Source organism: Picosynechococcus sp. PCC 7003 (assembly GCF_001693255.1).
Classification (GTDB): Bacteria; Cyanobacteriota; Cyanobacteriia; order Cyanobacteriales; family MRBY01; genus MRBY01.
The window spans coordinates 2,474,004-2,492,445 of record NZ_CP016474.1; the positions used below are offsets into that span (position 1 = coordinate 2,474,004).

An 18,442-nucleotide genomic window follows, 5' to 3' on the forward strand; every position below is an offset into this window, starting at 1 on the left:
TGGGTGCTAAGTCTGCGTTAAAAAATATTAAAAGAATCGACTTCTAAAGCCTTTGAGCCACCTTCCCGGAGAATCATAAAGACCCGCTCCAATTGCTTCCACAAAAGCCCCACAGTACCGATGGTTAGGGGCAAGGACAAACTATAGGCAAACCAAGCGGGGATAAAAAAGACTTCTAAACCACTGGCAAGAAAAATACTCATTCCCATACCAATGCCAAAGAGAGGGAGTTGCAAATCAATAACAGATAATTGTTTGCGAATACTTTCGTTGTTGGCGACGATCCCCCGTGCTTTAAGTTTGAGGGTGCTCTGGAACGCGAGGCCGCTGGTTAGGGCAATAAACAAGCCAAGGCCCACCAACAAAAACGGCGGCTGAGGAATGTAGTAGTAATAATATTCTTCCATGAACTTTTTAACAAAACTTTATTAACTAGCCTTCATTATGACCGAGATTGGGCGAAACTCGGTAAAACAGCCGTTAAACGCTCACCGGAAAATTGGCGGAGGTTTGACCAGGCAGCCCCCAGTAATTTTTGGGGTTGAAATTCGTCCTTTAGAAGTGCCCAGATCCGTTGCACTTCTTCGGTGTGGAGACGATCGTCTTCCGTTAAGGCCAAGAGGATCATCCGCCGGATTTCTGCACCCTCTTCGGACATTAAATATTGGAAACCCATTTGGGCCGTGGGTAAAATATCAAACTGATTATCGGCCTGGGCGATCGCCAACATATTTTCGAGGCGATGCCACTGGAATTTCCCGTCTTTAAAGAGCACTTCTAACAACTTGCGGCGTAGTTCTGGGGTTTCAGCAGTTAACAAACGCCGAGAAACATAAGGATAAGAAATTTCAACAATCTTAAAATCTGGATTCAAACTCAGGGCCAGTCCCTCCTGGGTCACAAGGGAGCGAATAATCAGCGCAAATTTGGCCGGTACCCGGAACGGATATTCGTACATCAGCGCCGAAAATTCATCGGTAATCGTCTTAAAGTTAAAATCACCAACGCTTTCTCCCACCGCTTTCCCCAATACCTTTTCTAAGGCCGGAATAATCGGGCGGATATCCGTTTTCGGCGCGAGGAAACCCAATTCCACAAAGTCCTTCGCTAGGGTTTGATAATCCTGGTTGATCAACTGCACGACGGAACTAGCAATGGTCTCTTTGGTGGTGTTATCCAACTGATCCATCATGCCGAAGTCAATGTAAGCCATGCGTCCGTCAAAGGTGGCAAACAAATTACCAGGGTGGGGATCGGCATGGAAAAACCCATGTTCTAGCAATTGTCGCAGTCCCGTGGTCACACCAATTTCAATGATTCTGTTCGGGTCGAGGCCAGCGGCGCGGATGCGGTCTAATTCGTTGAGTTTGTAACCTTGAATCCACTCCAAAGTGAGGAGGCGATGGCTCGTATATTCCCAATAAATAGCGGGCACTTTAACGGTGGGATCATCACGAAAATTAGCGGCAAATTTCTCGGCGTTGCGACCTTCGTTAATGTAGTCAATTTCTTCGAAAAGTTTGGTGCCAAATTCATCCACAATCAAGGTCAGGTCATGGCCCAAGTTGAGGGGAAGATAGGGCGCAAACAAACTCGCCCCTAAACGCATCAAATACAGATCAAGGGTTAAAACAGGCAGTAATTTAGGCCGTTGTACCTTAACCGCAACTTCTTCACCGCTATAAAGGCGCGCCCGATACACCTGGGCTAAGCTCGCGGCAGCCACGGGATGGGGGGAAATTTCTTGGTAAACGTCATCGACGGGGCGACCGAGGTCTTTTTCGATGATCGCAAAGGCAATCTCATTATCAAAGGAAGGGAGTTGGTCTTGGAGCTTGATTAATTCTTCGAGAAAGTCGGGACGAATCAGGTCAGGCCGGGTCGAAAGGGCTTGCCCCACTTTGATAAATGTCGGCCCTAGGCGGGTCAGAATTTCACGCAATTCGTTGGCGCGACGGACCCGGGTTACTGGCTCCTCTTCCCGTTTGCTGTCTAGCCACAATTTGAGGGAAAACCACCCAAATAACCAAATAATCGTAAAGGCACGCCACAGGGATTGCCAGGGTCGCCAACGGTAATGTTTGGCGATCGCCTTGGCGTCATAGCGGGTCAAGGTGGTAGAACCAAGTTTATGGTCGGGGGCAACGGAAGGAGACTGGGTCACAGTGGTTTCGCCGTCAATGAATTGTGTGGTTTTGTAAAGTAAATCACACTATATTGTATCGAAATTTTTCGCAGCAACACCAACCCAAACCTTCGCCTGGGATCAAGTGCCGCGATTTTCTGGCTCAATTAAGGGGATTGTCGTGGGGTGATTTGGGTGGCAAGGGCTTGGAGGAGGGCAAACCGATCGTCTGTTGCTGGTGGTTCAGGGGTCTCGTCTGTGGGCACTGATGATGGCATTAATTTTTGTAAAGCAACCTGAGCAGCGACTTTTTGGGCTTGCTTTTTTGAGGCGGCTTGACCCCGGCCCCATTCTTGCCCTTGCAGATAAACGGCCACCGTAAAAGTTTTGGCGTGATCGGCCCCAGATTCATCTAGGGTTTTGTATTTTGGAATTTTGCCATGGTTGGCCAAGGCCCATTCCTGCAATTGGCCTTTGAAGTTTTGGGCCAGGGGATCGCTTGGTTGCTGCACCAGGCGATCAGCCACGGGAATGACTAAGGTTTCGACAAAGGCGATCGCCGCTTCGATCCCTGCATCCAAAAAATAAGCCCCGACGACCGCCTCAAAGGTATTGCTCAAAATTTCCGGGTTTTGTCTAGCCCCTTCCTTTTCCGCCCCTTTCCCAAGACGCAAGATCTGATCGAGGCCCAACGCCTGGGCAAATTCCGCTAACTGATGGCGATTATTTTCTAAGCTGGCCCGCAGTCGGCTCAGTTCCCCTTCCTGAAAGTCCGGATAACGCTCATACAGCAGCTTCCCCATGATGAACTTGAGCACCGCATCTCCCAAAAATTCAAGGCGCTCATTATCTTGGATTGTCTCTGGTTGTTCGTTGGCAAAGGAGCGGTGGGTCAACGCCTGTAACAGGAGAGGCGATCGCCGAAAGGGAGGCAAGCTTGTCATGGTTAAGCGAAACTTTATAATGTTCAGAGAATAAATAAACCTAGCGTCAAACCAGCCGAAAACCCACCACTCATAAGCGACGGTGATTCAGGAGATTGGAAAAACGCAATTCACGAACGCACCATCTAACCCCATCACCAGATTTAATTTAAATAAGCATAACGGAAGACCTGCGGATCCATGACAAGAATTGAAACTCGTACCGAACCTATGGTGATTAACATGGGGCCTCACCACCCCTCCATGCACGGCGTATTGCGCTTGATCGTCACCCTTGACGGGGAAGACGTCGTTGATTGCGAACCCGTCATCGGCTATCTACACCGGGGCATGGAAAAAATTGCCGAAAATCGCACCAATGTCATGTACGTCCCCTATGTGAGTCGTTGGGACTATGCCGCAGGGATGTTCAATGAAGCGATTACCGTCAATGCCCCCGAAAAGCTTGCTGATATCGAAGTGCCCAAGCGCGCCCAGTATATCCGAGTGATTATGCTGGAGCTGAACCGCATTGCCAATCACCTCCTTTGGCTTGGCCCTTTCCTCGCTGATGTGGGGGCCCAGACTCCCTTCTTCTACATCTTCCGGGAACGGGAAATGATCTATGACCTGTGGGAAGCGGCGACAGGAATGCGCCTGATCAATAACAACTACTTCCGCATTGGTGGTGTGGCCGTCGATCTGCCCTACGGCTGGAACGATAAATGTTTAGATTTCTGCGACTATTTCGATCCCAAAATTGACGAATACGAAAAACTAATCACCAATAACCCCATTTTCCGCCGCCGGGTAGAAGGGGTCGGCACGATTACCCGCGATGAAGCGATTAACTGGAGTCTGTCGGGGCCAATGCTCCGGGCCTCTGGAGTGAAGTGGGACCTCCGCAAAGTTGATCATTATGAGTGCTATGACGATTTCGATTGGGATGTGCAGTGGGAAACCGCTGGCGATTGCTTTGCCCGCTATCTGGTGCGGATTCGGGAAATGCGCGAGTCGGTGAAAATTATTCGTCAGGCCCTCAAGGGAATGCCCGGTGGCCCCTACGAAAACCTCGAAGCCAAGCGGATGTTAGAAGGGAAAAAGTCTGAATGGAACGACTTTGATTACCAATACATCGCGAAGAAAGTTGCGCCTACCTTTAAAATTCCCGATGGCGAACATTATGTCCGTCTCGAAAGCGGCAAGGGAGAAATCGGCATTTTCATCCAGGGTAATAACAATGTGTTCCCCTGGCGCTGGAAAATTCGTTCGGCGGATTTCAACAACCTGCAAATTCTCCCTCACCTGCTGAAAGGCGTGAAGGTGGCGGACATTATGGCAATTCTCGGTAGCATTGACGTGATTATGGGTTCGGTTGACCGTTAATTGTTTGGAATGAGAAAGGTGAAAGAGGGCTGTGGTGGCTCTCTTTTTTTGTTTGCAGTATTGAGTTCATTGGAAATTTGGAGAATAGAAAAAATGGCGATCGCCCCGTTAGAAAGTTTAGAGTTTGCCAACTGCCCAGCGGAGACCGCGCAATATTTGGTGGTGATGCTCCATGGCTGGGGGGCCAACTACCACGACCTAAAGCCCTTGGCCCGGATGCTGGATTTGCCCCACTGCCGCTTTCTTTTCCCCAATGCGCCTTTCCCCCATTACCAAAGTCCCCAGGGACGGGCTTGGTATGCCCTGGAACGGGAAGATTTTCAAGGTTTACCAGAAGCGCGCGATCGCCTTTTTCGGTGGTTACAAACCTTGCCAGAAAGTACGGATATTCCTCCGGAACGGACGGCGATGATTGGCTTTTCTCAGGGAGGTGCCATGACCCTCGATGTCGGTTTACAGTTTAATTTTGCGGCCCTTTGTAGTTGTAGTGGTTATCTCCATTACGAACCCCAAAGACGGCCGGGGAATTTTTCGCCAACGCTACTGATCCATGGCACCCAAGATCCCGTTGTGCCGATCCAAGCAGCCCACCAAGCCAAAACCCAACTGGGTCAAGTGGGCGTCCCCCTCGATTATTTTGAATTTTCCGGGGGCCACGAAATTCCGGCGATCGCCTTGGCCCAAATATCACAGTTTCTCAACCAGCATTTGTTTCAAAAAGAAACCTAATTTTGTTTGCCACTTTCGACGGGAATTTTACTGTCCTGGGGCGCACTTACCTCTGCGACAGCTTCGGCTTGGGAAAACCAGGCCGCAATTTTTTCCCGTTGGTTAATTAAATAAATGCTCACCAAGGTCAAACCTACACCGACCCATTGCAGGGGGCTTAATTTTTCGTTGAGGAGAACATTGCCGAAAATTAAGGCGAAAACAGGGGTAAGAAAGGTCAGAGCACTAAGGCTTGTCAAATTGCCCTCGGAGGCAAGGTAGAAAAATAAACCATAGGCGATCGCACTCCCAAAAATCGTCGCATAGGCGAGAGACCACCAGCCTGAGGTGTTAATAAATTGCCATTGCAACGTTTCCAATTGATCCGAAGCGATAAAGAGGGGGATGCCGCCGAGAACCATGTGCCAGCCCGTTGCCATCACCGGATCCGCGTGACGACTGACATAGCGAATTAAAATCGTGCCCACCGCCATCGATAGGGAAGCCCCCAGCATTAACACCTCACCACTAACGCCGAGGTTTTCCCACTGAAAAAAAGAAAAATCTCCCTGCAGCAGCGCCAAAATCCAAGCATCGGGGATCCCAATTAAGCTAATCCCTAAAATCCCGAAACCGAGACCCAACCAACCCCAGAGCCCGATCACTTCCCCAAATAACCAACTCGATAAAAGGGCCACAGCAAGGGGTTGCGAGTCAATCATCACGGAACCTAACCCCGCCCCCGTTTTTACCAAACCCTCTGCCAAAAAGCCCTGGAACATGAGGCCATCGACCAGGGCAAAGAGACCAATCCAGAGCCAACCTTGCCAGGAAATGTGGCGATCGCGTCCCGACAGGAGTCCAAACAGTAGCACCAATAACCCCGCTGGTAGTAAACGCAAACCGCCTAGAAATAGGGGGGTCGTTTGGGGAATCACGCCCTTCATGGCCACCATGGCTGTACCCCACAGAAAAAAGGGCGCAATCAGTACCAAGGGAAATTGATTAAAGTTCGACTTCGAGAGATTGAGGGCCATAAATTTAGGGCAACGATAAGGACTCACTGTAATGTGTAGTAATGTTAAGCATAGGGGAAATTTATAATTTTTGTTGTTCTTTCCCGTACAGTCCCCCCGCCGCTGGCCCCAAAAACTTGCCCATTTCCGCCCCGAAAAACACGGTAAGACCCAGAGGATCAGTTAGCATAGGGGATTAGTGCCCTCAAAGTCTAACCTGCGGGGCCTGCTAACATTTCGTTATTTATTTTTGACAAATCCCTATGGTGTGGCCGTTTCCTCCGAAAACCCGTAAACAAGTTGCGCGTATTGAAATCACCGGGGCGATCGCCGCTGATACCCGAAAACGAGTCCTTAAAGCCCTCGAAGAAGTCGAAGAAAAAAAATATCCGGCCCTGCTGTTGCGGATCGATTCCCCTGGGGGCACCGTGGGCGACTCCCAAGAAATTTATTACGCCCTGAAAAAACTTCAAGAAAAAACCAAAATCGTCGCCAGCTTTGGGAATATTTCGGCGTCTGGGGGCGTTTACATTGGCATGGGGGCGCAACACATCGTTGCAAATCCGGGGACAATCACAGGCAGTATTGGCGTCATTTTGCGGGGCAATAACCTAGAGCGGCTCCTCGAAAAAGTGGGTGTCTCTTTTAAGGTGATTAAATCTGGCCCCTACAAAGATATTTTGTCCTTTGATCGGGAGTTAACCGAGGCGGAAGAAAATATTCTCCAGGAAATGATCGACATCAGCTATGGCCAGTTTATAAACACCGTCGCCGAAGCCCGCAGTCTAGATGTAGAAACGGTGAAAACCTTTGCCGATGGCCGCATTTTTACTGGAGAGCAGGCCAAGGAGCTGGGGGTCGTTGATCGCCTCGGCACCGAGGAAGATGCCCGCATTTGGGCCGCAAAATTAGCAGGCTTGGATCCAGACAAAGCAGAATGCCGCACCATCGAAGAACCCAAACCCCTGATTACTCGCCTTTTGAGCCGCAATCAATTGAGTTCACCCGTGGGGAACGCCCTTAATTGGGTAGAATTTGAACTGGCAACGGCGGGACAACCCCTGTGGCTCTATCGACCCTAATTTCGAAAAAATTTTGATGCTTGAGGCGGAGGAAACCAACGTGGACTGGAAGGTGCGGGCTATTCGAGGTGCAATTACAGCAACGGCCAATACCAAGGAGGCGATCGCCGATGCGGTGCGGGAACTACTCGATGACATTGAAGTCCGCAACCAACTAGACCCCGAAGAAATTATCAGTGTGGTGTTTACGGCTACCGCTGATTTGGACGCAATTTTTCCGGCGGCGATCGCCCGGCAACGACCCAACTGGGATAATGTCCCCCTCTTGGATGTGCAGCAGATGGCCGTCCAAGGGAGCCTAGAGCGTTGTATCCGTGTTTTAATTCACCTCAATACCCCCAAACCCCAGGCCGAAATTTACCACTCCTACCTACGCTACGCCCAAAACCTCCGCCCCGATTGGCACCTCGCCCAAATTGCGAGCCGTTAAGGCTGAACTGTACTTGGAAAAACAGTCCAGTACAATGAAGAAGCAATGAAGCTGTTTCTCTGAAGAAACCTCCGTCCATGGTTGCCACCTCGACAAACCGTTATAGCTTTGAAGCGTATTGCCAATATGATGACGGCACCGATACCCGCTATGAACTTGAGGATGGCGATTTAGTTGCGATGACGCCCCCCACCTTTCGCCATATTTTACTTGCGGAAAAACTCAGCGATCGCCTGAAACAAGAAATCGCGCGCTTAAACCTGCCTCTATATTGCCTCCGGGAAACCGGGTTGCGGGTCGGTTACGCAAAATCAAGGATTGCCGATTTGATGGTGGTTGATCAACAAAAGGTTGCCGCTGCAATGGATCAAGCGGGTATCTATCAAGCGACCCCCAACTTGGTTGTGGAAATTGTCAGTCCAGAGTCGGTAACTCGAGATTACCGTTATAAACGTTCTGAATATGCGGCGATCGCCATTCCAGAATATTGGCTCATTGATCCCAGCGCCAAAAAAATTACGATTCTGACTTTCAATGAAGGTCTATACGATGAACGTGTTTTCACTAGCGAAGAGAAGATTATTTCACAACAGTTTCCTGAACTGACCCTGACCCCATACGATCTTTTCAATCTCTAAGCTTTAATGACAACGCTTTTTTCTCTGTCAAGACCCTAGCCGAGTACAGTAACGCTCCCTGCCAAGGATAGAATAGAGGCTATCGATTTTTGTACGTTTCCTAAAATAAAAAGTCCTATGGCAGTTGCAGCACCCCGCAAAACCGAGTATGAAGCGATTATTGGACTAGAAACCCATTGTCAACTCAATACCGCCAGCAAAATTTTTTGTCATTGTTCCACTAAGTTTGACAGCGACCCCAACAGCAACGTTTGTCCCGTCTGCCTAGGCTATCCTGGAGTTTTGCCCGTTCTTAACGAAAAAGTGCTTGAATCGGCGGTAAAAATGGGCCTGGCCCTCAAGGCAAAAATCAGCCCCTACAGCAAATTTGACCGGAAACAATATTTTTATCCTGATCTGCCGAAAAATTACCAAATCTCTCAATTTGATCTCCCCATTGTTGAACAGGGTCACCTAGAGATTGAGATCGCCGACAAACCCAGTGACCCTCCAGTCAAGAAAACCATCGGTGTGACTCGCCTCCACATGGAAGAAGACGCCGGAAAATTAGTCCATGCCGGGAGCGATCGCCTCGCGGGTTCGACCTACTCCAAAGTAGATTTCAATCGTACTGGGATTCCCCTCTTAGAAATTGTCTCAGAACCGGATATCCGTTCTGGCAAAGAAGCCGCTGAATATGCCCAGGAACTACGCCGCCTCGTCCGCTATCTTGGCGTCGGTGATGGCAACATGCAGGAAGGGTCTCTCCGCTGTGATGTGAATATTTCCATTCGTCCCGTCGGCCAGGAAGAATTTGGCACTAAGGTCGAAATCAAAAACATGAACTCCTTCAGCGCGATCCAAAAGGCGATTGACTACGAAATCGAGCGACAAATCAAAGCTGTTGAAGCCGGCGAACCCATATACCAAGAAACGCGCCTCTGGGATGAAAGCAGTCAACGCACCTTCAGCATGCGTAAAAAAGAAGGCTCTAGCGATTACCGTTATTTCCCGGAACCGGATTTGCCCCCCATCGAAGTGACCCCAGCGCAACTGGAAAAATGGGCCGCCGAACTTCCCGAAACCCCCGCCCAAAAACGAGAGCGTTATGAAACTGAGTATGGTTTATCTTCCTATGACACGAGGGTTTTAACCGATGATCGTGACGTGGCGGAATACTTTGAAGCGGCAGTGGCGGCTGGGGCAGATCCCAAACAAGTGACGAACTGGGTTACCCAAGACATCGCGGCTCACCTCAATAAAAATGTCGGTCTAACGATTGTCGAGCTTCCCCTAAAAGCAACGCAACTAGCCGAACTCGTCAATTTAATTAATGACGGTACCATTAGTGGCAAAATTGCCAAGGAAATTCTCCCGGAACTTCTGGAGCAAGGCGGTTCGCCCAAGGCAATTGTGGAAAGCCGGGGTCTGACTCAGATTTCTGACACCAGTGCCCTCGAAGCAATGATTGATGAAGTGCTGGCTGCTAATCCGGAGAAGGTGGAGCAATTCCGCGCCGGGAAAACGAAGCTACAGGGCTTTTTTGTGGGGCAACTGATGAAGAAAACCAGCGGTCGCGCTGATCCGAAACTACTCAACCAAATCCTGGCGCAGAAACTGCGTGGCTAGGAATTTTCTTGGGGTGAGGGGATTGTCCCCCCAGGTGGACTGGGCTATATTAAAAGTAGTAGATGCACCCTGATGATTGGGGGAGTCACAAGGTGGCTCTCCTTTTTTTCGTGGGTTAGAAAAAATTGCTCTTTAGGCGATGCCAGCCTCGCTCAGGTATCGCTGCATCTTTTCTAGGGAAAGGTTTTGTTCGAGAAAAATAGGCTGGTTTGGATTGTAGGGACTTTGGAGACGATCAATCCTGAGAATTGGCATCTCTGCTAGAACTGGGTTATCGGGATTAAAGTCTGTCGGCTGCATTAGAGAACTGGAAAAGCCTTTAAAGATGATAATTTGGTCTTCTATTTCCCCGTGGCCGAGGTGCAGTAATAAAACTTCATGGGCATACTTACGGGTATAGGCTTCTAATTGTTTGGCTAAATGGGAAAAATCTGTACTGTGGTGTGTCATGGTGATGATACAGACGGAATAAATGGCTTAGTATTGAGTATTAGTGTAGACAATCACTGCGGTTTATTTGTCAACTAATATTGCAGTGGTGTTTCTATTTTGCAGCTTAAGGGTTATGCGATGACAAAGGCCAATTTACCCCCTGAAATTCCGATTCGCAATTTTGATGCCGCGAAACAGACAACCCTTTTTCAGACCCTTAAAATGCCGCAGTTTACGGGTCGCTTGATCTTGACGGATCCGCGATCGCATCAGTGGTCTTTTTTCTTGTATTTTGGTCGCCTGGTCTATGCGTCGGGGGGAACCCACTCGGTAAGGCGCTGGCGGCGTCATTTGACGGCTCAAATGCCTCATATTGCGGCCAATACGCAACTGTTGCAACAGAGTTTATCGGCTATTACATCCCATACAATTAAACTGCACTGGGAATATGATTTGATTCAAACTTGGCATTCGCAACAACGCATTACGCGGGATCAAATTCGCCGCATGATTGAGGCGATCGCCACCGAGATTTTTTTCGAAATGAGCCAGAGCACCCAAATCACCTACCATTTCGACCCCGTCACAGAACAACAGGAAGATCCGCTCATTTTAATTGACCCCGCCCAAAGTATTTTGCGATCTTGGCGGCTCTTTGAGCAGTGGAATAATCTAGAGATTGCTCACCTCTCGCCCCAAGTAGCCCCGGTCATCGTCAAACCCGATCTATTAAAAGCGCGTTCTTCTGAGACCAATTACCAGTTACTGACGAGTTTGATCACGGGACGGCGAACTTTTTGGGATTTATCGATCCGTCTGAAACAGGAGGTTGCCCAGGTCGCCCGACTCCTGATGCCCTACATGAAACTAGGATTTATTGATGTGAAAATGTTAGAGGATCTGGCGTCACCACTGACGAATGCTCCCCCACAACCGACGGCTGCCGCACCCGTGATTGTTGAAAATAAGCCGCTCATCGCCTATCTAAGCCTAGACCCCAAACAACATCAAGACTTCAGTCAAATCCTTAAGCAACAACGTTATCGTTATTTGGCGATCGCCGATCTCACGAAGGCACTGCCCAATTTATTAACAGAAAAACCAAACCTCATTCTTTTAGATCTAGAGCTTGATGGCAATACAGACGGCCTTGAATTTTGTACCCAACTGAAAAAGTTATCACTGTTTCGTCAAACACCAGTCTTGATCATGACCGATAACAACCGTCTTTTTGATCGCGTTAAAGGACGCCTAACTGGAGTCACAGATTTTATTTCAAAAACGAGTACACCAGACGAATTACTCAAAGCACTACAAAAATATCTTCGTTAGAGGAAGTAAATGAATTTCTTAATTTCCCCCAAATCTCCTCACTAAAGTTCCGGCAAAATAGTGGATTGTGATCTAAAAAATCTCCCCCAGACCGGGGGCCGGGGGGCTTTATGAATCAGCTATTAGGTTATTTATAGCAGAAGATTATAAAAAATTGAGTTAACCAAGCTTCGGATAATAATAATGCAACACTGAATCATCTATCCGCTCATTAATCATACTAGCAATGTCATCAGTGATGGGTTCAAGGGGTTTTTGAGGGGCACTAGAATTACTGGCATCCACTGGGAATTGGAGCCAATGTTGATAAATAAGCTTGTCAATTGTGCGATTTGTTAAGGTCAAATTCCAGCCAACACCACCATGCATATATTGGTTAAAGATTTCCGGTTTTTCTGGCCGAGGTAACCACTGATATAAATCTTGGAGAACAGCTAATTGATCTTTTTTAAAATCTTCGTATCGAATAACTTTTACATAGGGCACCAGATCGATAAACTTTCGGTAGCTAGCATATTTTTGATTCCACATATCTAAAATACTTGCGTAGTCTTCAATGGGATAGTCTAAGAATCGCTTGAAGCTATACCGGTGAATGACTGCATCAGAATCACAGTATGGCCAACGGTGCATTGCCGCCGCCCACTCATAGGGATGGCGTACCGTAATAATAAATAATGTACGCGCAACTAAGGGCTTATTTTGTAGTTCCTCTGCATTAGGGGCTTTTCGATGTTTCCAGCCAAGGAAATCGTAGTAAGGATAATCTAAATCAAAGTTTTGTATCAGTAATCTTGCAATCGCATTGGTCGCCGTGTGACGTTCCCCAAAAATTTTAAATTGAATAATTTGATTTTGATATTTATTCATTATATTGGTTGGTACTAATAAGAGCTTTGTTTAGTGGATATACCAAACTACTTTGGCACAATAACGGTCTATGCTTGGTATCAGTATCGATAAGTTATTACTTTACAAAAAATAAACCCCATACCTAAAGACATAAAGTACGAGGTTTATCTTGCTTAAAGTAGAGAAAAAACTCTACTAAATCAACAGGATGTGATCTTAGAAACTAATACCAATACCAGCACCTGCTGAGAATGTATCTTCATTCAATCCCCACCCAGCACTACCTTTAAAGGTAACAGCTGTGCCAGTACTGTTTGGATCTGTAAAGAGGAATTTTGCAGCAGCGCCAAGTGCTGTTTCATCTTGGAATGTACCAAAACCAACACCAATACCAAAGCGGTGACCAGGACGTAGTTCAGGTTCAGCATTATCCATTGCAATGACGCTCGCTACACCAGCTCTGAGCTCTTTGACATCTTGCTTGAGATCCGCGATATCAGTCGCGTTACTCACGATGTTGGTGGAGTTGGTCGCGATGTCAGTCGCGTTACTCACGATGTTGGTGGAGTTGGTCGCGATATCAGTCGCGTTACTCACGATGTTGGTGGAGTTGGTCGCGATGTCAGTCGCGTTACTCACGATATTGGTGGAGTTGGTCGCGATGTCAGTCGCGTTACTCACGATATTGGTGGAGTTGGTCGCGATATCAGTCGCGTTACTCACGATATTGGTGGAGTTGGTCGCGATATCAGTCGCGTTACTCACGATGTTGGTGGAGTTGGTCGCGATATCAGTCGCGTTACTCACGATGTTGGTGGAGTTGGTCGCGATATCAGTCGCGTTACTCACGATGTTGGTGGAGTTGACATTGTTACAACTAACTAAATTATCAACAGCAGTTTGAGTGGAACCTTCAGTTGCCACTTCTGTAGTAGTGATGTTTAGACCAGTCTGAAACGAGAAAGAAACAGTACTAATCACAGTAACACCGTCAATTGCTTGGGCAGGACAAGCTTGTGCCGCTGCGCGAGGCGATGCAAAAGACCAACCACTGAGGAGGACGGCAAGTCCAAGGATGTTGTTGAATACGAGACTATAATTTTTGATTTTCATTGGAGAATTGTTTCCCTAGTTGTACTGGCTAGACTAGTCACTTGTTAATGCCTTGGTTTTACAACCCAAGGTGCTAAATTTTCGAACCACAGAGGATTTTGCATGGATCCTTGGGTGATCATCTAGATTCCAAGGACTAGTCTAAGTGAGCGCAATTCGGAGGAGACGAAACAAAAGTGTGAACTGATTGCTACCAAAGTATAATTCAAAACCTTCCGGAAAACATTAAAATGTTTCTGTATTGATTTATTTGTTTCACCTAGCTTTTTTTTGTGATGCATAAATATATCTTATGTTTTTGTTGGTGTAAATCTTATGGCTTTCTGGTGTTGAGCATCATGAATTCAATCTGCTTTCGAAATACACATGAAACACAAACGTATTTTTTGTGCTTACTTAAGTTAAGCATTAACTAAATTTTGGATAATGTTTCGGTAGCCACGAACATTGTCTGGATTCTTGGTACTGTACCGATACAACGTTTTTTTTGCTTGTTCTTTGTATTCATCCAATCTCAGATCATGTTCTGTCAGAGCTTGTCTGAGTGCCTGCGCCCCTTTTTTGACATCAAATTCCGGATAATAGTAGCCACAGTCTTGTAATAAAGGGGAGTTGTGAACTAGAGGAATATCGTAATACAAAGCATCAAGGTAAAGATAATTTAGTTCACAAAGATGTTGGTGACTGATCACCAGACTGCAGTCAGAATGAAAGATGTCAATTACTGGATAGCGTTTTTCAGAAGATAAAATCTTTTGGCAACTTAGGTAGCCATAAAAGTGTTTGAAAGCCTGACGTTCAATGATATGGTTAGAGCAATAAATTCGAGCGTTTTTGCGGCCAAAAATAGATGCATTTTGAGAATATAAAGATTCCACAATTGTTGTTGGAATGACAAAATTTTTTACAAGATTAATATTGGGTTCTAATATACCAATATGCTTATTGTTATTCTTTTGGTAACGAGGATTAAAAGTGGGATTGACCGTTGTTCGATCAATCTCTAGTTTCTGCAAAAACCAAGGTTCATACAGATAAGGGCTAATTGTCACCCGGGATTTGGAGACGGTCTCGACATAGGATTTATGATAAGCATGGTGAGGTGACATCCAAATCTCATCAACCAGGCCGGGTTCGCGTTTTAGAAGTGCGCCACTAAAACGGTTCTCGATGTTATAAATAACATCCTCCATCAGTCCCCACATGATAATTCCAGCATGAAATTCAACAATTTTAGTGGAGTACTTTTCTTTGATTTTTTTCATCAAGTCAGGCGCAAGATAAGCCTCTGTCGTGATCAAAACATCATAGATTAAGTGATTATCTAAATCTGGGTTGAGGTCTTTTTGTTCGATTAATGGTGTATCTTCCCCAACCTCGGTACGATTTTTTAGAGATTCCTCCAGGACATTTTCCTCACAAATGACATAGGAAACATCAAACTCTGGAATAGAGCGAAATAACTGCACCAGAAAATAAGTGTTTTGTTCTAGCCCATAATTATATTTGGTAGCTAGTCCTTTGTACTTAGAAATGATAAATCCAATTTTGATTTTTTTCATTGCTTACTTATTGATTATTTTGGAGATTTGATCGATTTAATCAATTAAAAGTATAGAGGATTTCAATGAGGCCATAGTCCTAATGAGGTCATTGCTTTCCTTCTTTATTTTATTTCTTAGTAAAACAAAAAAGGAATCAACATAACTATCTGTCAATTCCTTACATATTTTTTAAGATGATTAAGTGAACCACCCCGCCAGGGGCTACGCATCTAATTTGCGAAAAGCAGGCTATACAAGCTTTTCAGAGATGGTCGTAATTTTCACTAAATTCTCAAACCTTTATCTGGTAAAGGTTTGAGAATTTAGATGCGTTTACCCTGACCACCCCGCCGCAAGTGGACGGAGCTTCCTGTTTCAATGGGATGCGCTTTTTACCCCTAAAGATAGCAAGTCTTATCATCCCTCACCAGGCAGAAGTCCTAGTTCCTAAGACCCATACTTTTTCTTGCAACACGTCCCTTTAGCTTGGTTTTCACTTTGGGAGTTGGTGGTCAAGATGATCATATTGTACGCCACAAGCGGCGGGGAATTTACCCTGAGAGATTAAAGGAAACCTCGAAAAATTTAAAATTTCGCTAGATCAGTAACGTATTTTTGTTGTTTCAGGCTTAAAAAATTATGAACTACTCCAGCCTAAGAGGCATGGAGTTTCCGTCGTTTCATCACCCCAAGTTGCCTCATGCTTCCGCAATCGGTAGAGCTTGGCGGCTCCGCGACTGAAGAGGCCAGTTCCTGACCCCTTGCCCAGGCTAAATTAACCTGAGCTGCATTGATATCTCTATCCTCCCTGTGGCCACAGTTTGGGTTTGAGCAAATATGTACCCTGTCTGCCAATGTCTTTGGCGTTAGCTCCCAACATTTAGCGCAACGCTGAGAGGGCTTAAGCGTCCTTGTCGGGGACTCCACATAAAATCCTCCTGCCTCTGCCAGCTTGTATTCCAGCATTGAACCAATCATGCCGAAGCCAACCGAGAGAATGGAGCGGTTAAGCCCTGTTTTTTGAGCTTTCCGTTTGCTGCCTTTTTTGGCTTTGCGGGTCATGTTTTTGACGTTTAACTGCTCACCTGCAACCAGGCTATTACCGCTGACTATGTCGCTTGTGATTTGATGCAGCCAATCTTCGCGCTGACGGGTAATTTTGCGTTGCCGCATTGATACCTGCCGTCTCGCTTTTTGCCACCGCCGCGATGCTTTAACTCGCTTATTTCGGTTTGGTGCACGCTTTCGTCTGAGTTGCTTGGATGCTTGCTTAACCTGTTGTTCTCCCTCCTTAATAAAATCTGGCTTGCTGATTTGCTCCCCTGTCGAAAGGGCAATTGCTTCCTTGCAACCTAAATCAATCCCCACAGACCCACCCTCGGTTTCCCGCTTGGGTTCACATTTGACGGTGATTGAGGCGTACCACTTACCCTGGCGGAAGAATATCGTGCAGGTTGTTGGCTTTCCCCAGGTACGGGCCTTGCCCCTCATCTGCAACCTTCCCACATTGCTCAACTTGAGAAAGCCATGGTGACCTCCTGTTTCTACCTTCCAGCCTGCACCACAAGGATATGTCCACCCCGAATACTTCCGAGATGCCTTGAACTTTGGATATCCCCCCAATCCCTTAAAAAATCGGTTGAAGGCAAAGTCCACTCGCTTTAACGTTGCCTGTAGGGCATGGGAACCCAGTTCTTTAAATTCTGGCCATACTTGCTTGAACCCTGGCAGACTATTTTGCTGCTCAAAGTAATCGACTGCATGGTTGAACTTTTGGTACTGGGTTTTACGGTTAGCGATTGCTGCGTTGTACAAACTGCAATGTAAACGCCGCCAATAGTGCAGCTTTTTTTGCTGTTGGCGACTTGGATAGAGCCTGTAAGTGATTCGGCGTGTTACCATACTCTTATTGTAGTCTATTGTACCCACAATGAACAAGTCAGAAGTACTAAAAATAAGGCTAACATCAGAGGATCTGGCAAGACTCAAGGCGTTCGCGTCCAACAAGGATGTCAGCATGGCTCAAATTATCAGAGAGTACATAAGGCGATTGCCTAAGCCTGATTGATTTGGCTACTTCCGTTTCTCTTCAGTAGCTGCGCTATCCTTCCCTACCCTAAAGAGGGATAGGGACTGCCGCGCCCAAGTTCAAAGAAGCAATTAATCGAGGTTCCCTAAATTCCACGCTTAACAGCAATATCAGCCTTTTCAAATTCAGTCGCTAAACGAGTTTTGAGCTTTTCAGGTAAGGGGCGACTCCCGAAAGAACTGTAATAACCAGCCAAAGCATTCAACGCAGTCTGCATCGTGGTAAAAGAACGCAACCCAGAGGTTTTGGGGTCACGACGGTAGCGGGACATATATTCATTCATCTGTAGGCGAGCCGCTTCCTGGACTTCGGTACGGTTGGGGGCATCGGCAGGGAGTTGAATCGCTTCGGTCAGATTTTCGACGACGAGTAAAGTATCATCAACATATCTCCCGGTAAGGCCACTGGCACTGGCGCCACTACAGGCAGTTAGTCCGGTAACACTCACCATAACCACCAGGGCGATCGCCACGAGGCGAGATAAAAATTTCTTTAACATAGTTTTTCGGTATAAAAAAGCACGCTTAAAGCTAACTGCTATCCTACCGCGAAACTTTGACCAATGCTTGTGACTCCGCCTAGGGTATTTGTTAACCGATCAGCACTGCCCCATCTGCTGTCACTGAGTATTGATCTGTTACCTGTAAGTTCGCACCCACTTGGCCTTGGGGATCGAGGCGTTGTTCAAAAAAAGTCTGGCAGCGGTTTTCTTCATCGGTCAGGATCACCTTTGCCGTGTGACCTTGCGCTAAAACACTGGCGCGATCGCGTAATTCATAGGCTGCGACAATTAGGCGATCGCCTGGGGTACAAAGATGGGCCGCCGCTCCGTTGAGACAAACAACCCCACTATTGCGTTCGCCAGGGAGCACATAGGTCGTTAAACGATTACCGTTTTCGACATTCCAAATATTCACTTCTTCGAGGGGCAAGATTCCCACTTTTTCGATGAGGGCCTGGTCGATGGTGATGCTGCCCACATAATCTAGCTCAGCCTGGGTCACCCGCAAATGGTGTAGTTTCGCGTGCATCAGTTTGATTTGAGCCATGGTAAAGGAGAACGGTAAAGGTAAAGAAAGTTGCTTGGGAAGGGGACATCCCTCTAAATCTCCCTTCGGAAGGGAGACTTTAATAAATCTCTAAATCATTGTTCTGTAGGAGACT

At 46.9% G+C, this 18,442-nt stretch carries 18 protein-coding genes; 7 read left to right on the plus strand and 11 right to left on the minus strand.

Annotation, left to right across the window (positions count from 1 at the left end; translation table 11 throughout):
* Positions 1–17 precede the first annotated feature (17 nt).
* The 3 genes from AWQ21_RS11755 to rnc all read right to left on the minus strand — a co-directional run bounded on the left by AWQ21_RS11755 (position 18) and on the right by rnc (position 3,069).
* Complete coding sequence (locus tag AWQ21_RS11755) at positions 18–407, minus strand: hypothetical protein (RefSeq protein WP_065714693.1); 390 nt, start codon at positions 405–407, stop codon at positions 18–20.
* A gap of 35 nt (positions 408–442) precedes the next feature.
* Entirely contained in the window at positions 443–2,164 is a 1,722-nt protein-coding gene (locus AWQ21_RS11760) for an AarF/ABC1/UbiB kinase family protein (RefSeq protein ID WP_065714694.1), read from the minus strand.
* 128 nt (positions 2,165–2,292) lie between these two features.
* Positions 2,293–3,069 carry a ribonuclease III gene (rnc, locus tag AWQ21_RS11765; RefSeq protein ID WP_065714695.1) on the minus strand — a complete coding sequence of 259 codons (777 nt, stop codon included), beginning with the start codon at positions 3,067–3,069 and terminating at the stop codon, positions 2,293–2,295.
* Positions 3,070–3,249: 180 nt separating this feature from the next.
* On the opposite strand from rnc, the gene AWQ21_RS11770 reads away from it, so the two are divergent.
* Complete coding sequence (locus tag AWQ21_RS11770; RefSeq protein ID WP_065714696.1) at positions 3,250–4,434, plus strand: NAD(P)H-quinone oxidoreductase subunit H; 1,185 nt, start codon at positions 3,250–3,252, stop codon at positions 4,432–4,434.
* Between the two features lie 93 nt (positions 4,435–4,527).
* The gene (locus tag AWQ21_RS11775) at positions 4,528–5,163 is read left to right on the plus strand and encodes an alpha/beta hydrolase (protein ID WP_065714697.1); all 636 of its coding nucleotides are present in this window, start codon (positions 4,528–4,530) and stop codon (positions 5,161–5,163) included.
* On the opposite strand, the gene AWQ21_RS11780 is transcribed toward AWQ21_RS11775, so the two are convergent.
* On the minus strand, positions 5,160–6,179 hold the full coding sequence (locus AWQ21_RS11780) for a DMT family transporter (protein WP_065714698.1): 1,020 nt from the start codon (positions 6,177–6,179) through the stop codon (positions 5,160–5,162). The genes AWQ21_RS11775 and AWQ21_RS11780 overlap by 4 nt on opposite strands.
* Positions 6,180–6,421: 242 nt before the next feature.
* Between AWQ21_RS11780 and sppA the strand changes: the two genes are divergently transcribed.
* The 4 genes from sppA to gatB all read left to right on the plus strand — a co-directional run bounded on the left by sppA (position 6,422) and on the right by gatB (position 9,916).
* The gene (gene sppA / locus AWQ21_RS11785; protein ID WP_065714699.1) at positions 6,422–7,240 is read left to right on the plus strand and encodes a signal peptide peptidase SppA; all 819 of its coding nucleotides are present in this window, start codon (positions 6,422–6,424) and stop codon (positions 7,238–7,240) included.
* A 16-nt stretch (positions 7,241–7,256) separates the two neighbouring features.
* The gene (gene aroH / locus AWQ21_RS11790) at positions 7,257–7,670 is read left to right on the plus strand and encodes a chorismate mutase (protein ID WP_065714700.1); all 414 of its coding nucleotides are present in this window, start codon (positions 7,257–7,259) and stop codon (positions 7,668–7,670) included.
* A gap of 77 nt (positions 7,671–7,747) precedes the next feature.
* Positions 7,748–8,308, plus strand: a complete 561-nt coding sequence (locus AWQ21_RS11795; protein ID WP_065714701.1) for a Uma2 family endonuclease — start codon at positions 7,748–7,750, stop codon at positions 8,306–8,308.
* A 117-nt stretch (positions 8,309–8,425) separates the two neighbouring features.
* Positions 8,426–9,916, plus strand: a complete 1,491-nt coding sequence (gatB, locus tag AWQ21_RS11800) for an Asp-tRNA(Asn)/Glu-tRNA(Gln) amidotransferase subunit GatB (RefSeq protein ID WP_065714702.1) — start codon at positions 8,426–8,428, stop codon at positions 9,914–9,916.
* Positions 9,917–10,048: 132 nt separating this feature from the next.
* Here the strand turns inward: gatB and AWQ21_RS11805 are convergent, their stop codons facing one another.
* Entirely contained in the window at positions 10,049–10,366 is a 318-nt protein-coding gene (locus AWQ21_RS11805) for a hypothetical protein (RefSeq protein WP_065714703.1), read from the minus strand.
* A 120-nt stretch (positions 10,367–10,486) separates the two neighbouring features.
* On the opposite strand from AWQ21_RS11805, the gene AWQ21_RS11810 reads away from it, so the two are divergent.
* A complete protein-coding gene (locus AWQ21_RS11810) occupies positions 10,487–11,680 on the plus strand; it encodes a response regulator (RefSeq protein WP_065714704.1) in 1,194 nt (397 codons plus the stop codon).
* A gap of 159 nt (positions 11,681–11,839) precedes the next feature.
* Here AWQ21_RS11810 and AWQ21_RS11815 read toward each other — a convergent pair whose 3' ends face one another.
* The 6 genes from AWQ21_RS11815 to panD all read right to left on the minus strand — a co-directional run bounded on the left by AWQ21_RS11815 (position 11,840) and on the right by panD (position 18,327).
* The gene (locus AWQ21_RS11815) at positions 11,840–12,550 is read right to left on the minus strand and encodes a sulfotransferase family protein (RefSeq protein WP_065714705.1); all 711 of its coding nucleotides are present in this window, start codon (positions 12,548–12,550) and stop codon (positions 11,840–11,842) included.
* A gap of 198 nt (positions 12,551–12,748) precedes the next feature.
* A complete protein-coding gene (locus AWQ21_RS11820) occupies positions 12,749–13,645 on the minus strand; it encodes a YadA-like family protein (RefSeq protein WP_065714706.1) in 897 nt (298 codons plus the stop codon).
* 401 nt (positions 13,646–14,046) lie between these two features.
* The gene (locus AWQ21_RS11825; protein ID WP_065714707.1) at positions 14,047–15,207 is read right to left on the minus strand and encodes a DUF2827 family protein; all 1,161 of its coding nucleotides are present in this window, start codon (positions 15,205–15,207) and stop codon (positions 14,047–14,049) included.
* Between the two features lie 636 nt (positions 15,208–15,843).
* The gene (locus AWQ21_RS11830) at positions 15,844–17,091 is read right to left on the minus strand and encodes an RNA-guided endonuclease TnpB family protein (protein WP_065715212.1); all 1,248 of its coding nucleotides are present in this window, start codon (positions 17,089–17,091) and stop codon (positions 15,844–15,846) included.
* Positions 17,092–17,363: 272 nt separating this feature from the next.
* A complete protein-coding gene (psb27, locus tag AWQ21_RS11835) occupies positions 17,364–17,777 on the minus strand; it encodes a photosystem II protein Psb27 (protein ID WP_065714708.1) in 414 nt (137 codons plus the stop codon).
* A 91-nt stretch (positions 17,778–17,868) separates the two neighbouring features.
* Positions 17,869–18,327, minus strand: coding sequence for an aspartate 1-decarboxylase (panD, locus tag AWQ21_RS11840; protein WP_065714709.1), 459 nt, complete (start codon positions 18,325–18,327; stop codon positions 17,869–17,871).
* Positions 18,328–18,442: the final 115 nt, after the last annotated feature.

Excerpts from the sequence above, each read along its gene's own strand:
- AWQ21_RS11825 (WP_065714707.1), bottom strand. The coding sequence starts at position 15,207 with ATGAAAAAAATCAAAATTGGATTTATCATTTCTAAGTACAAAGGACTA.
- AWQ21_RS11820 (WP_065714706.1), bottom strand. The coding sequence starts at position 13,645 with ATGAAAATCAAAAATTATAGTCTCGTATTCAACAACATCCTTGGACTT.
- AWQ21_RS11815 (WP_065714705.1), bottom strand. The coding sequence starts at position 12,550 with ATGAATAAATATCAAAATCAAATTATTCAATTTAAAATTTTTGGGGAA.
- AWQ21_RS11830 (WP_065715212.1), bottom strand. The coding sequence starts at position 17,091 with ATGGTAACACGCCGAATCACTTACAGGCTCTATCCAAGTCGCCAACAG.
- AWQ21_RS11810 (WP_065714704.1), top strand. The coding sequence starts at position 10,487 with ATGACAAAGGCCAATTTACCCCCTGAAATTCCGATTCGCAATTTTGAT.
- AWQ21_RS11795 (WP_065714701.1), top strand. The coding sequence starts at position 7,748 with ATGGTTGCCACCTCGACAAACCGTTATAGCTTTGAAGCGTATTGCCAA.
- AWQ21_RS11780 (WP_065714698.1), bottom strand. The coding sequence starts at position 6,179 with ATGGCCCTCAATCTCTCGAAGTCGAACTTTAATCAATTTCCCTTGGTA.
- AWQ21_RS11805 (WP_065714703.1), bottom strand. The coding sequence starts at position 10,366 with ATGACACACCACAGTACAGATTTTTCCCATTTAGCCAAACAATTAGAA.
- AWQ21_RS11775 (WP_065714697.1), top strand. The coding sequence starts at position 4,528 with ATGGCGATCGCCCCGTTAGAAAGTTTAGAGTTTGCCAACTGCCCAGCG.
- AWQ21_RS11770 (WP_065714696.1), top strand. The coding sequence starts at position 3,250 with ATGACAAGAATTGAAACTCGTACCGAACCTATGGTGATTAACATGGGG.
- sppA (WP_065714699.1), top strand. The coding sequence starts at position 6,422 with ATGGTGTGGCCGTTTCCTCCGAAAACCCGTAAACAAGTTGCGCGTATT.
- psb27 (WP_065714708.1), bottom strand. The coding sequence starts at position 17,777 with ATGTTAAAGAAATTTTTATCTCGCCTCGTGGCGATCGCCCTGGTGGTT.
- AWQ21_RS11755 (WP_065714693.1), bottom strand. The coding sequence starts at position 407 with ATGGAAGAATATTATTACTACTACATTCCTCAGCCGCCGTTTTTGTTG.
- panD (WP_065714709.1), bottom strand. The coding sequence starts at position 18,327 with ATGGCTCAAATCAAACTGATGCACGCGAAACTACACCATTTGCGGGTG.
- aroH (WP_065714700.1), top strand. The coding sequence starts at position 7,257 with ATGCTTGAGGCGGAGGAAACCAACGTGGACTGGAAGGTGCGGGCTATT.
- rnc (WP_065714695.1), bottom strand. The coding sequence starts at position 3,069 with ATGACAAGCTTGCCTCCCTTTCGGCGATCGCCTCTCCTGTTACAGGCG.
- gatB (WP_065714702.1), top strand. The coding sequence starts at position 8,426 with ATGGCAGTTGCAGCACCCCGCAAAACCGAGTATGAAGCGATTATTGGA.